At 68.6% G+C, this 13,033-nt stretch carries 11 protein-coding genes and 1 tRNA gene; 9 read left to right on the top strand and 3 right to left on the bottom strand.

Annotated elements, in window-relative coordinates; translation table 11 throughout:
• The first annotated feature begins 87 nt into the window (after positions 1 to 87).
• Complete coding sequence (locus VFK57_18865; GenBank protein HET7697783.1) at positions 88 to 1,581, top strand: radical SAM protein; 1,494 nt, start codon at positions 88 to 90, stop codon at positions 1,579 to 1,581.
• Between the two features lie 10 nt (positions 1,582 to 1,591).
• Entirely contained in the window at positions 1,592 to 2,338 is a 747-nt protein-coding gene (locus VFK57_18870; GenBank protein ID HET7697784.1) for a hypothetical protein, read from the top strand.
• On the opposite strand, the gene VFK57_18875 is transcribed toward VFK57_18870, so the two are convergent.
• A complete protein-coding gene (locus VFK57_18875) occupies positions 2,326 to 3,780 on the bottom strand; it encodes a sodium:solute symporter (protein HET7697785.1) in 1,455 nt (484 codons plus the stop codon). The genes VFK57_18870 and VFK57_18875 overlap by 13 nt on opposite strands.
• A 25-nt stretch (positions 3,781 to 3,805) precedes the next feature.
• Between VFK57_18875 and VFK57_18880 the strand changes: the two genes are divergently transcribed.
• The 7 genes from VFK57_18880 (at position 3,806) to VFK57_18910 (ending at position 10,848) form a co-directional block, all read left to right on the top strand.
• Positions 3,806 to 4,498, top strand: coding sequence for an orotidine 5'-phosphate decarboxylase / HUMPS family protein (locus tag VFK57_18880; protein ID HET7697786.1), 693 nt, complete (start codon positions 3,806 to 3,808; stop codon positions 4,496 to 4,498).
• Positions 4,495 to 5,532, top strand: coding sequence for a zinc-binding dehydrogenase (locus VFK57_18885; protein ID HET7697787.1), 1,038 nt, complete (start codon positions 4,495 to 4,497; stop codon positions 5,530 to 5,532). The genes VFK57_18880 and VFK57_18885 overlap by 4 nt, the downstream gene beginning before the upstream one ends.
• Positions 5,533 to 5,550: 18 nt before the next feature.
• Positions 5,551 to 6,444: a sugar phosphate isomerase/epimerase family protein gene (locus tag VFK57_18890; GenBank protein ID HET7697788.1), complete on the top strand. Its 894-nt coding sequence runs from the start codon at positions 5,551 to 5,553 to the stop codon at positions 6,442 to 6,444.
• Between the two features lie 31 nt (positions 6,445 to 6,475).
• Positions 6,476 to 6,552 (top strand) — tRNA-Pro (locus VFK57_18895).
• Between the two features lie 106 nt (positions 6,553 to 6,658).
• Positions 6,659 to 7,003, top strand: coding sequence for a hypothetical protein (locus VFK57_18900; protein ID HET7697789.1), 345 nt, complete (start codon positions 6,659 to 6,661; stop codon positions 7,001 to 7,003).
• A gap of 78 nt (positions 7,004 to 7,081) precedes the next feature.
• The gene (locus VFK57_18905; GenBank protein ID HET7697790.1) at positions 7,082 to 8,416 is read left to right on the top strand and encodes an alpha-L-fucosidase; all 1,335 of its coding nucleotides are present in this window, start codon (positions 7,082 to 7,084) and stop codon (positions 8,414 to 8,416) included.
• A complete protein-coding gene (locus tag VFK57_18910; GenBank protein ID HET7697791.1) occupies positions 8,413 to 10,848 on the top strand; it encodes a glycoside hydrolase family 95 protein in 2,436 nt (811 codons plus the stop codon). Before VFK57_18905 ends, VFK57_18910 begins: the two co-directional genes overlap by 4 nt.
• Positions 10,849 to 10,925: 77 nt before the next feature.
• Here the strand turns inward: VFK57_18910 and VFK57_18915 are convergent, their stop codons facing one another.
• Both VFK57_18915 and VFK57_18920 read right to left on the bottom strand, forming a co-directional pair.
• Positions 10,926 to 12,167 carry a BamA/TamA family outer membrane protein gene (locus tag VFK57_18915; protein HET7697792.1) on the bottom strand — a complete coding sequence of 414 codons (1,242 nt, stop codon included), beginning with the start codon at positions 12,165 to 12,167 and terminating at the stop codon, positions 10,926 to 10,928.
• A partial coding sequence (locus VFK57_18920) for a hypothetical protein (protein ID HET7697793.1) occupies positions 12,167 to 13,033 on the bottom strand: 867 nt, incomplete at its 5' end. The genes VFK57_18915 and VFK57_18920, both read right to left, overlap by 1 nt.

The following is a 13,033-nucleotide window of genomic DNA, read 5'->3' on the forward strand; positions in this document are numbered from 1 at the left end:
GTATGATACTGCAACTTTCTCAGAGGACCTTATTTGCCGCCACGTGTACATCTAATCAATCCCAGCAACCTGTCCTTCGGCGTAGCGGTGATTACGCCGCGCTGGCTCTATGTGCTGGCGGCGGCCACCGGCACCCGCTGGGGTGACCCGAACATCATCGACGAGACGCTCGAGCCGTTCGACGTCTCGCAGGTGAACCGCGGGGACGTGGTCGGCATCGGCATCCACACCGGCAACGCGTTGCGCGGCTATGAGGTGGGGCGGCTGGTGCGCGAGCGCGGCGCCTGGGTGGTGTTCGGCGGCATCCATGCGACGCTGTTCCCCGAGGAAGTGCTCCAGCACGGCAGCGCGCACGCCGTGGTCAAGGGGGACGGCGACATCGTGTGGCCGCGCGTCGTGGCGGACTGTTTCGCCGGCGCTCCGCAGCCCACGTACGACGGCGGGCGCATTGCGGGCGATCAGTTCGTGCCGGCGCGCTGGGACCTGCTGCCCAGGGACAAGTACATGTGGGCGTCCGTGCAGACCGTGCGCGGCTGTCCGAAGCACTGCTCGTTCTGTTCGGTGTGGCGCACCGACGGCCAGGAACCCCGCCAGCGCGAGATCGATCGCGTGGTCGCCGAGGTCGTGCAGCTGCGCCGGATCGGCTTCCGCTTCATCGCGCTCGCCGACGACAACTTCTATCCGGTCTCGTTCGAGGACCTGAAGATGGCGCGGCGCCGCGCCGACAAGACGCGCCTCTACGAGCTGGAGGCGCTGCGCGCGGAGCGCTTCGCCCTGATGGCGCAGCTCGAGCAGCTGCCCGGCGACACCGTGTTCTTCACCCAGATCACGATGGAAGCGGCGGAGGATCCCGAGTTCCTCGACGCGATGAACCGGGCGCACATCCGCGGAGCGCTCGTCGGCGTCGAAGCGGTGACCCCGGCGGGGCTCAAAGACGTCTACAAGGGCTTCAACCTCTCCGGCGACGAGCTGATCGCCAGGCTGAAACAGTTCCGCAAGCATGGCGTCCACGTCCTCGGCTCCTTCATCTTCGGCCTGCCGAGCGATCGCAAGGACACGTTCGGCGCGACGGTCGCGCTGGCCGACAAGGCGGATCTCACCTTCGCGCAGTTCGTGCTGCTCACCCCGTTCCCCGGCACCCTCGATTTCGAGAAGTGGGCCAAGGATCCGCGGCACAGTGCGACGACCGTCGACGGCGTGCCGATCACCCAGCACTGGCTGATCCCCGAACCGCGGCGGCCGAAGCTCTACACCGAGCATCCGACGATGGCGCTGGAAGAGATTCGCGTCGGCGCCCAGGGGGCGTGGGACGAGTTCTACAGCATGCCGCGCATCTGGGCGCGCGCGTCCCGGTCGGTGAAGTCGGTCAAGGGCAAGCTCGCCTTCGTCCTCATCTCCAAGCTCTATCGCCAGATGTACGCGAATACCGGGATCGCGACCGACAGCGCGCGCGTCCAACGCTCGGCCAAGTCCGCGCGGCTGATCGGCAGGGCGGCGGCGCAGCTGTTCCGCGGCCGGCCGATGCCGGATCTGCCGATGCCCCGTCCGGTGGTCGCGCAGCGGGAGCCCCAGGCGAGCTGATCGACAGGTCATGAAGCGGCTGCTGGCGGCGGCGGCTCTGGCGGTCGTCGCGGCCTGCGGCGGCACCACGGCGCCGACCCCGCCCGGGGCCGGCGGCACGTACTCGTCGCCGCACTTCACCTTCAACTACACCGCGCTGGACGCCGGCAACATCGCCGCCACCGCCGCTGCGCTCGAACGCGAATACGACCGGATCGTCGCCGACCTCCGCGCCGGCAGCATGCCGCCGGTGACGGTGACGTTCTATGGCGATCACGGCGCGATGGAAGCGGCGACGCGCGCCGCCGCCGGCGCCGTGCCCGCGTGGGCCGCGGGTCTCATCACGTCCGCAACGCAGATCCACCTCATGTCGCCGAACCTCCCGTCGTGGGGGCCGTACGAGCGGATGCTGTCGCACCTGGTGCACGAGTTCGCGCACTGCGTCTCGATGAAGGTGAATCCGCGGATCGCGAACAACCCGCGGTGGCTGTGGGAGAGCGTCGCGATCTACGAAGCCGGACAGGCGGTCGATCTCAGCCGGCTGGACTACATGCGGGCGTCGAACCCGCCGTCCTTCGAATCCCTCGCCGGCCTCGAGCAGACGCGGATGTACGACGTCGGCTATTCGATCGCGGAGTTCATCGTCGCGAGATGGGGCGCGGGGGCGCTCGCCGATCTGATCGTGGCCGGCGGCGACACCGCCGGCGTGCTGGGTATCGGACTCGCCGATTTCGAGCGGGAGTGGTTCGCCTTCGCGCGGCAGCGCTACAACTTCTGACCGGCGCCGGCCGGCGTGGCGTCGGCGCGCGGCGCCGCCAGCCCGATCATCAGCGCCGTGGCGGCGGTGACCGCCGATCCGATCAACGCGTACCAGGTCCATCCCACCAGCGCGTTCCACCACAGGATCACCAGCACGCTGCCGCCGGCGGCCATCCCGGCGATCATCGCCGCCGCGCCGACGCGCCGCGTCAGGACGCCGATCAGGAAGGCGCCGAGCACCGGACCGGTGGTCAGCGACAGCACGCCGAGACCGGCATCGAGCACGGACTGATCCAGCCACTGCGCCGCCAGCGCCACCCCGAGCTGCACCAGACCCCACATGATCGTGAACCGCTTCGACAGGCTGAGCAGCCGCGCCTCGTCAGGCGGGGTGCGCGTGTAGCGCAGGTAGAAGTCGTTGATGGTCGTTGCCGCCATCGCGTTGATCGACGGCGACAACGCCGCCGCGACGATGGCGGCGATGATGAAGCCGATGACGCCGTGCGGCAGTTGATCGACGATGAAGCGCGGCAGGATCGCGTCGTTGCGCGGCAGCGCCGCGGTGAGCGGGAAGTGCTGGTGATACGCGTAGAGCATGGCGCCGATCAGCAGGAACATCGTGAACTGCGCGAAGACGATGAACCCGCTCAGCACCAGACCGCGGGCGGCCCCCCTGGGTGAGTCCGCCGAGAGCAGGCGCTGCACCAGGAACTGATCGGTCCCGTGCGTCGCCAGCGTCAGGGCGATGCCGCCGGCCAGCCCGGCCCACAGCGTGTAGACCTTCGTCGGGTCGAACGACGGATCGAGCACGGTGAACTTGCCCGCCGCCGATCCCAGCCGCACCACCTCGGCGAATCCGCCCGGGATCGCCTGCACCAGCGCGACCCCCACCACCAGCGCGCCGGCGACGTAGACGAACATCTGCACGACGTCGGTCCAGATGACTGCCGCGGACCCGCCGCGGACGGTGTAGACGATCATCGCCGTGCCCAGCACGATCACCGTCCACGGCACCGGCACGCCCGTGACGATCGAGATCACGAGCGCGGTCGCGAACAGCCGGATGCCGTCGGCCAGCGAGCGGGTCACCAGGAACAGCCCCGCCGACACGGTGCTCACCGACGGTCCGAAGCGCTGCTGCAGCAGCTGATACGACGTGACCAGCGCGCCGCGGAAATAGCGCGGCAGGAACAGCACCGACACGATGATCCGTCCGAGCACGTAGCCGGCGGCAAGCTGCAGGAACGTCCAGTTTCCCGCGTAGGCGGACGCCGGCACGCCGATGAACGTCAGCGTGCTGGTCTCCGTCGCCACCACGGTGAAGCAGATCGCCCACCACGGCGTCGAGTTGTCGGTGAGGAAGTAGTTGCGGGTGTTCTTCTGAAATCGCGCGAAGTAGGATCCGAACGCCGTGATCGCGAGCAGGTAGGCGGCGACGACGGCGTAATCCAGCGCATTCATGCGCCGCGATTATACTGGTCGCGAAATGAATCTCGACGCGCTCTCGTTCCCCATCGTCCAGATCTCGCTCGACGTCACCTCCCTCGACGAAGCCATCGAGACCGCCGCGATCGCCGTCGACGCCGGGGTCGACTGGCTCGAGGCGGGCACGCCGCTGCTGCTTGCCGAAGGGCTGCGCGCCGTGGAAGGATTGCGCCGCCGCTTTCCCGGCCATCCCATCGTCGCCGACCTGAAAACGATGGACGGCGGCTATCTCGAAGCCGAGATGATGGCCAAGGCGGGGGCCAACCTCGTGGTCGTCATGGGGCGCGCGCACGAAGCGACCATCCGCCGCGTCGTCGACGCGGGCCGCGACTTCGGGATCAAGGTGATGGGCGACAACCTCGCCGCCGGCGACCGGATCGAGAACGCGCGGTGGATGGAATCGCTCGGCGTCGACTTCATCATCCATCACATCGGCTACGATGAACGCCGCATGATCAAGGGGCTCAGCCCGATGGACGAGCTCGACGCGGTCGTCGCCGCGGTCGGGATCCCGGTGCAGGCGGTCGGGGGGCTGTCGATCGAGCAGGCGATTCAGTGTCCGGCGCATGGCGCGCCGCTGGTCGTGCTCGGCGCGCCGCTTGTCATCGACGCGGATGGCTTCAAGCCGGTGACCGGCACCCGGCTGCACGAAGTGCTCAGCGACATCTGCCGGCGGATCAGGAAGGCGGCATGACACAGGCAGCGGTCGTCCAGTACGCGCTCCAGCCGATGGCGGTCGAGCTGCGCGATATCGCGGTACCGGAAATCGGCGACACCGACGTCCTGCTGCGGGTCGGCGCGGTGTCGGTCTGCGGCTCGGACGTGCACCAGTGCTACAACACGCACTCCTGGCCGGTGAACGTGCCGGTCGTCCTCGGCCACGAGTTCGGCGGCACGGTGGCGAAGGTCGGACGCGCGGTGAAGGGCTTTCGTGAAGGGGACCGCGTCGTCTCGGAGACGGCGGCGGAAGTCTGCGGCGAGTGCATGCTGTGCCGCACCGGGCGCTACAACCTGTGTCCCTCGCGAAAGGGCTTCGGCTATGGCATCAACGGCGCGATGGCGACCTATGTGAAGGTGCCGGCGCGCTGCCTGCACGCGATTCCCGATTCGCTGCCGTTCGAGCTCGCCTGTCTCACGGAGCCACACTCGGTCGCCTATAACGCGATGCTGGTCAACGCCACGATTCGCCCCGGCGACGCGGTCGTCGTCCTGGGGCCGGGGCCGATCGGCTTGCTGTGCGCGCGCATGGCGGCGCTGGCGGGCGCGGACCCGCTGATCGTCGTCGGGCTCACGGCCGATGCGGCGCGGCTCGAGACCGCGCGCCAGCTTGGCGCCACCCACATCGTCAACGCGCAGCAGGAGCAGGCCGAAGACGTGGTGCGACGTCTCAGTCCGCTCGGCGCGGACCTGGTGTGCGACGCTTCGGGGGCGAGCCGTCCGCTCGACGTCGCACTTGCCCTCGCGCGCCCGGATGGCCAGGTGGTGAAAGTCGGCTGGTCGCCGGATCTCATCCCGATCAATCTCAATCCGCTGGTGCAGAAGAACATCCGGCTGCAGGGCTCGTTCAGCCACAACTACCCGATCTGGGAGCGCGTCATTCACCTGCTCGATCGCCGGCTCACGAAACCGGAGTTGATCGTGGGGCTGACGAGTCCGCTCGATGGCTGGAGCGACGCGTTCGCCGCGATGCACGAGGGACGCGTGATCAAGTCGGTTCTGGTTCCGTAGCGGTTCGTTGACGCTGCCGTGAACACCCCTCGCATCAGTGTCTTTCCCAAGTGCTACTTCGACGCGCTGGTCAGCGGCGAGATGTCCTACGCCGGCTGGATCGCCGACGCGGCGACGCTCGGCGGCGATGGCGTCGAGCACTACGACGGGTTCTTCCGCAGCTTCCGCGACGAGGACGTCGCGCCCATCGTCGACGCGCTGGGCGCGACCGGGCAAGTCAGCTCGATGCTGTGCTTCTCGCCCGATTTCACCCACGCGGACGCGGGTGAGCGCGCCCGCCAGGTCGCCCGCCAGCGTGACGCGATCGATCTGACGGTGCGTCTCGGCACGTCCTTCTGCAGGACGCTCAGCGGCCAGAACTTCCCCGGCCTGTCGCGCGCCGACGGCATCGCGCGCACGGTGGATGGCTTGCTCCGATCGATCGAGTACGCCGAACGCCGGGGGGTGACGCTGTGCCTCGAGAATCACTACAAGGACGGCGTGTGGCGCTATCCCGAGTTCGCGCAACCGGAAGAGATCTACCTGGAGATCCTCGACCGTGTGGACTCACCGCGGTTGGGCGTTCAGTACGATCCGTCGAACGCCATCGTTGGCGGCTACGATCCGATCCGCTTTCTCGATCGCGTGCTGCCGCGCGTCGTCACGATGCACGCGTCCGACCGGTGGCTGGTCCCCGGTGCAACCCTGGCTGAACTCCGCCAGAGCGACGGAACGCTCGGCTACTCCGACAAGTTGAAACACGGTGAGGTGGGGAAGGGGATGATCGACTACGACGCGATCTTCATCCGCCTCGCGCGCGCCGGGTACACCGGGTGGATCTCGGTCGAGGACGGGATGAACGGGCTCGACGAGCTGCGCCGATCCGTGGAGTTCCTGCGCCGCAAGACCGCCGAGCACTATCGCGCCGCCTAGTACGCTCCGTGTGGGATAATTCGCACAGAGTCGGGGCGTAGCGCAGCCTGGTAGCGCATCTGGTTTGGGACCAGAGGGTCGGGGGTTCGAATCCCTCCGCCCCGACCACTTTTCTCTCCCGCATCGCTCACGAGAACTCACGAAAGCGACAGGGTTCGCTCAGGACTCGTCGCCGCCGCCGCGCCATAGTGACTTCGAGCAAGCGGAGGTCGGTATGACGGACAAGAGTTCGGCGCTCCTGTGGGCACCCCGGCTGACGGGGATCGGCATGTCGCTGTTTCTGGCGCTCTTCGCGTTGGACGCGTTCGACGGCAAGCCGCTCGCGGCGGCGCTGCCGGCGTTCCTGATGCACCTGCTGCCGGCGCTGATCGTGGCCGCCACGGTGGCGGTCGCATGGCGGTATCCGCTCGCCGGCGCCGCCGCCTTTGCCTTCTTCGCCCTGGCGTACGCCGTGATGGTGCGGGGACGGCTCGACTGGATCGCGGTGATCGCCGGTCCTCTCGCGGCCGTGGCGGGTCTGTTCTTTCTGAGCTGGCGCGTTTCACCGCACGGCCGTTGACGTCCCGCGAGGGCGAACGCCTCGCGCGGGAACTCACCGTCGTGATCGGGGTCGCCCGGAATTTGGTAGGCTCCCGGCATGAAGATCACTCCGCTGCGTCTCGCCTGCGTGCCGGCCCTTCTGGTCCTGGCGCTCGCGACCGGCATGCCGCTCGGCGCGCAGCCGGGCTACACGCCGGCGCGCGAAAATCTCGCCGCGCGCGAGTGGTTCCAGGACGCCAGGTTCGGCCTGTTCGTCCACTGGGGCGTGTACAGCGTGCTCGGCGACGGCGAATGGGTGATGAACAACAAGAACATCCCCGTGTCCGACTACGAGAAGCTGCCGGCGCTGTTCAATCCGATCGACTTCGACGCCGCCGAGTGGGTCGCGATGGCGAAGGCGGCGGGGATGAAGTACATCACCATCACGAGCAAGCATCACGACGGCTTCGCGATGTTCGACTCGAAGGTGTCGGACTACAACATCGTCGCCCGCACGCCGTACAAGAAGGATCCGATGAAGGCGCTGGCGGAGGAGGCGCGCCGCCAGGGGCTGAAGCTGTTCTTCTATTACTCGCAGCTCGACTGGCACCACCCCGACTACTACCCGCGCGGACGGACCGGGCAGAACGCCGGCCGCCCCGACAAGGGAGACTTTCAGAAATACCTCGACTACATGGACGCGCAGCTCCGCGAGCTGCTGACCACTTACGGCGAGATCGGCGGCATCTGGTTCGACGGCTGGTGGGATCGCCCGGACGCGAACTGGCATCTCGATCGCACCTACGCGTTGATCCACAAGCTGCAGCCGCAGGCGTTGATCGGCGCGAACCATCATCGCCGCCCCAATCCGGGCGAGGACTTCCAGATGTTCGAGAAGGATCTGCCCGGCGGCCGCACGCAGGGGTTCAACGCGGACGCCGAGATCGGCGATCTGCCGCTCGAAACGTGCGAGACGATCAACGGCGCGTGGGGCTTCAACATCACCGACCGCCGCTACAAGTCGACGCGCGATCTGATCCGCTATCTCGTCCGCGCCGCCGGCTCGAACGCCAACTTCCTGCTGAACGTCGGGCCGATGCCGAACGGCAGGATTCAGCCCGAGTTCGTGACCCGGCTGAAGGAGATCGGCGCGTGGATGGCGAAGAACGGCGAGTCCATCTACGGCACGCGCGGCGGCCCGGTCCCGCCGCGACCGTGGGGGGCGACGACGAGGAAAGGGGATCGCGTGTTCGTCCACGTGCTCGACGCCGCCGACGCGTCGATCCTGCTGCCGCCGCTGCCGTCCGCGATCCGTTCCGCAAAGCTGCTCGACGGCGGCCGCGCGATCGACTACAAGAGCGGCGACTTCGGGATCGTCCTGACGCTGCCCAGAGACGCCGTCGATCCGCTCGACACGGTGGTGGTGCTTGAGATGGCCGCGGGTGCGAAATGAACTGGCGCGCCGGCGTCCTCACCGCAGTGGGCCTGTTGGGTGCGCTCGGCGGCACCCTGCAGCCAGCCGCTACGCGCACCCATGACGCGGCACCCCGCGCCCAGCACCCCGGAGGGTTGCGCCTCTGGTACCGGCAGCCGGCCGCGACCTGGAACGAGGCGCTGCCGATCGGCAACGGCCGCCTCGGCGCCATGGTGTTCGGCGGCGTTGCTGCCGACCGCCTGCAGCTGAACGAAGACACCGTGTGGGCCGGCGAGAAGCGCGACCGGTTGAACCCGGCCGGGCCGGAAGCGGTGAAAGAGGCGAGGCGGCTGCTCGCCGAAGGAAGGGCGGCGCAGGCAGAAGCGCTCGTGGACAAGGCCGTCATCGCCGTTCCCCGCCGGATGCCGCCGTACCAGCCGCTCGGCGATCTCGGTCTCACGTTCAGGCACGCCGCCGCCACGGACTACCAGCGCGAGCTGGATCTGCAGGACGCGATCGTGCGCGTCCGCTACACCGTCGGAGACACGATCTTCACGCGCGAAGTGTTTTCCTCCGCCGTCGATCAGGCGATTGTCGTCCGGCTCACCAAGACGGGCCCCGCGACGATCGATGTCTCGGCCCGCCTGTCGCGCCAGCGCGACGCGGCGGCGCGCGCCGACGGATCGAACCGCATCGTCCTCGAGGGGCAGGCGATCGTCGATCCCGCGTCGACCCGGCATGCGGACGAAGCGAAGACTGGCGTGCGGTTCGCGGCGGCGCTGCAGGCGAGCGCCGAAGGCGGGAGCGTTCGCACCGAGAACGACGCGCTCGTCGTCAGCGGCGCGGATGCGGTGACGCTGGTGCTGGCCGCCGCGACCGACGTCCGGCAGCGCGACTTTTCCGCCGTCTCCGTGCGGCAGGCTGCGGCGGCGGCGGGCAAGCCGTTCGAGACGCTCCGCGCGGCACACGTCGCGGACTACCGGCGGCTGTTCGAGACCGTCTCACTGGAGATTCTCCCGGCTCGCGGCGGCGACCTCCAGATGTCCACGGACGACCGGTTGAAGGCGGTCGCGGCGGGGCGGCCCGACCCGCAGTTGATCGCGCTGTATTTTCAGTTCGGACGCTACCTGCTCATCTCGAGCAGCCGGCCTGGCACGATGGCGGCCAACCTGCAGGGCATCTGGAACGAGTCGCTGTCGCCTCCGTGGGAGAGCAAGTACACGATCAACATCAACACCCAGATGAACTACTGGCCGGCGGAGGTGACCAACCTGTCGCCGCTCCACGAGCCGCTGTTCGATCTGATCGACCGCGCGCGGCAAGACGGCCGGCGCGTGGCGAAGGCGCTCTACGGCGCCGGCGGGTTCGTCCTGCATCACAACACGGATCTCTGGGGTCATGCCGTTCCTATCGATCAGGCCGGCTCGGGGATGTGGCCGATGGGCGCGGCGTGGCTGACGCTGCACTTGTGGGACCACTACGATTTCACGCGCGACCGCGCTTTTCTCCGCGATCGCGCGTATCCGACGATGAAGGAGGCGGCGACGTTCCTGCTCGACTACATGACCGTCGACGCGGCGGGACGACTCGTGACCGGGCCGTCACTCTCGCCGGAGAACCGCTACAAGCTGCCCGACGGCACCACGGCGCGCGTGTGCATGGGGCCGTACATGGACACGCAGATCGCGCACGCGCTCTTCTCGCGCCTGATCGAGGCCTCCGAGATTCTCGGCATCGACGCCGCCTTCAGGCAGCGGCTGGCTCGCGCCCGCGCGCAGCTGCCGCCGCTGAAGATCGGCAAGTGGGGGCAGATCCAGGAGTGGCTCGAGGATTACGAAGAACAGGATCCCGGCCACCGGCACATCTCGCAGCTGTTCGCGCTCAGCCCGGGCACTCAGATCACGCCGCGCGGCACGCCGGAGCTGGCGCGGGCGGCGCGCGCGACGCTCGAGCGGCGGCTCGCCAACGGCGGCGGCCACACCGGGTGGAGCCGCGCCTGGATCATCAACTTCTGGGCGCGGCTGGAAGACGCGGCGAAGGCGCACGACAACGTCGTCGCGCTGCTGGCGAAGTCGACGCTGCCCAACCTGCTCGACACGCACCCGCCGTTCCAGATCGACGGCAACTTCGGCGGCACGGCCGGCATAGCGGAGATGCTGCTGCAGAGCCACGCGGGAGAGATCGCGCTCCTGCCGGCCTTGCCCGCGGAATGGAGCGCGGGATCGGTGACCGGCCTTCGCGCTCGCGGCGCGGTCACCGTGGATATCGAGTGGCGTGACGGACGGGCGGCGCAGGTCCGCCTGCGTCCCGATGTGGAAGGGGACGTCGTCATCGCCGCCCCGGCGAATCAGCGGATTGCGGCGGTGCGCGCGGGCGGCGCGGACGTGCCGATCAGGTCCCGCACGGCCCGGACGGTGACGGTGCGGCTGCGGCCGGGGACGCAGTACGCGCTGGACTTTTCACCGCGCTGACCCGCTCGACCATCCAGCATGACGGCGGCACGTCGAAGATCACGCCGCCGGCGGATCCGCGATGGCTCGCGGGCCGGCTAGAAGCTGAACCCTGTGCCGAAATGCACCCGGGTGCGATGGCCGTCGATCGACCGCGCCACGTCGAGGTTCAAGCTGAAGATCGCGGCCGTCACCCACACGCCCGCCCCCGCGCTGCGGTGTCTCGGCTGATCGAAGAGCCTCTGTCCGTACGCGGCGGTCGCGCCGCCGTCGATGAAGACGTTGAAGCCGGTGCGCCCGGTGCTCAACGGCGAGGAGAAGGGGACGCGCACCTCGGCCGACCACACGATCCGCTTGTCGCCGGCAAAGGCCCCGCCGCGGGTTCCGCGCAGACTCGATCCGCCGAGCAGCCACTGCTCGTAGGCGGGGAGCGGCGCCGACGAGGTGTCGTAGCCGGCGCGCACCGCCAGCACGTTCTGTCCCCAGAGCCGTTTGTAACCGCGCGCGTCGAGGCGATAGCGATCGATCGACGTGCCCGAGGGGCCGAAGCTCGCGGCCCCGACGGCGTTGAGGCGGCTCCACGCGGCGCTGGCCAGCACGGCGTCCAGCGGGTACGAGAGATCGCCGCGCGTGTCGAGGGTGACGTCCGCGCCGGTCGTCCACACGTTGTCGCGAAGCGGAGCGAAGCTCACACGGCTGCGGCCGATCTCGGCCCCCAGGGTCACGCGCCGGAAGAGCCGCCGTTCGGCGCGCGCTTCGAGCTCGAGCCGCCGATCGTCGATCGAGAAATGCGGGTTCTCGCGCTGCGCCAGCCCGAACGATCCCGACAGCCGCGTCAGCGGACCCGACTTGAACGTCCGATCCACCTCGAGGGCGACGCGGCGGGTGCCGCCCCAGGACAGCGGCACCGACAGGCGCGTGCCTTTCCCCGCGGCGTCGACGACGCTCGTCCGCGCCCCGTACGTCCATCCGTAGCCATCGTCGTAGTGAAGGATGGGAAAGAACATCAACCGGCTGCGCAGCCGCTGCGCGGCGCTCGGCGGTTCGCCGGCGGCACTCGTGCCGGGGCGCTCGTGGACGACCAGCACGAGCGCCACTTCGTCCATCGCCAGCGTGCGATAGCGCTTGCGCACCTGGACCTCGTCGAAGCGGCCGCTGTCCCGCAGGCGCTTCTCGACCGCCTCGATAGCGCCCGGCCCGAGCGGCTGCCCGACGGTCACGCCGGCAAGCTGCAGCACCACGGCGTCGGACACGGTCGCGTTGCCGTGAACGCGGACTTCAGTGATGGTCTCCGCCTGCATGACGGCGGCGAGCGCGAGCACGGTGAGCATCGCACCCATCAGCGCCCGCCCTTCGGGACCGAGACCTTCGACGACACGTCGGCCTTGCGGTAGTTGCTGAAGGCGCGCGTGTACTGAAACTCGAGGGAGCCGAGGGCGATCGTGACGCCGGCGTGGATCGAGACGTCCCGCGGCAGCCAGACGCCAGGGAAGGGCTGCCCCATCTGCATCGAGGCGCGGAGGTCGTCCACGCGCACGATCCATCCGGCGGGAAGGAAATCGAGCCAGACGTTGTCGAAGGTGTACTTGACGATCTGGTGGGATGCCGGATCGACCCAGAGCGTCACCTGCGACGACTTGTTCATCTTGCGGTCGATCTCCGCTTCGATCTCCTTCTCGCGCTGCCGCTGCTTTTCGTCGCGTGCCTCGCGGCGCTCCTCGCGCCTGGGATCGTCGTTGCGGTCGCGCGCGTTGCGCCGCTCCTCGTCGTTGTCGTTGAACAACCGCGTCGGCAGATAGTCGATCTTCAGTACGGGCTTGCCGTCGACGGTTTCCCTGCCGGCGAGGTAGTAGTTGCCCGGCTCGAACTTGAAGTCCATGAAGTAGGACTCGGAGACGAACCGGGGCTCGTTGATGGACGGCGCGCTGAACGCCGGCGGCTTGCCGTCGGCGGCCCGTTTTTCGTCGCGTTCGGTCCGGAACGTCCGGCGGCGCTGTTCGGCCCGCAGCCAGCGTTCTTCATAGGCGCGGCGATCGGCTTCGGGGATTGGAACGCCGTCGAACTTCAGCGGGCTGCGGACGTGGAATCCTTCGCGGACATACCAGGTGTATTCCCGCCGCATGCGGGTGACGGGGACGCGCCCGGGGCCAAGGATCTCGAATTCCTCCACCTCATCCAGCACGTAGTCGTTGAGGGTCTTCTTGTC

The organism is Vicinamibacterales bacterium (genome assembly GCA_035699745.1).
GTDB lineage: Bacteria > Acidobacteriota > Vicinamibacteria > Vicinamibacterales > 2-12-FULL-66-21 > JAICSD01.

Coding starts and splice junctions, on each gene's coding strand:
- VFK57_18885 (HET7697787.1), top strand. CDS start 4,495: ATGACACAGGCAGCGGTCGTCCAGTACGCGCTCCAGCCGATGGCGGTC.
- VFK57_18915 (HET7697792.1), bottom strand. CDS start 12,167: ATGGGTGCGATGCTCACCGTGCTCGCGCTCGCCGCCGTCATGCAGGCG.
- VFK57_18880 (HET7697786.1), top strand. CDS start 3,806: ATGAATCTCGACGCGCTCTCGTTCCCCATCGTCCAGATCTCGCTCGAC.
- VFK57_18875 (HET7697785.1), bottom strand. CDS start 3,780: ATGAATGCGCTGGATTACGCCGTCGTCGCCGCCTACCTGCTCGCGATC.
- VFK57_18910 (HET7697791.1), top strand. CDS start 8,413: ATGAACTGGCGCGCCGGCGTCCTCACCGCAGTGGGCCTGTTGGGTGCG.
- VFK57_18905 (HET7697790.1), top strand. CDS start 7,082: ATGAAGATCACTCCGCTGCGTCTCGCCTGCGTGCCGGCCCTTCTGGTC.
- VFK57_18870 (HET7697784.1), top strand. CDS start 1,592: ATGAAGCGGCTGCTGGCGGCGGCGGCTCTGGCGGTCGTCGCGGCCTGC.
- VFK57_18900 (HET7697789.1), top strand. CDS start 6,659: ATGACGGACAAGAGTTCGGCGCTCCTGTGGGCACCCCGGCTGACGGGG.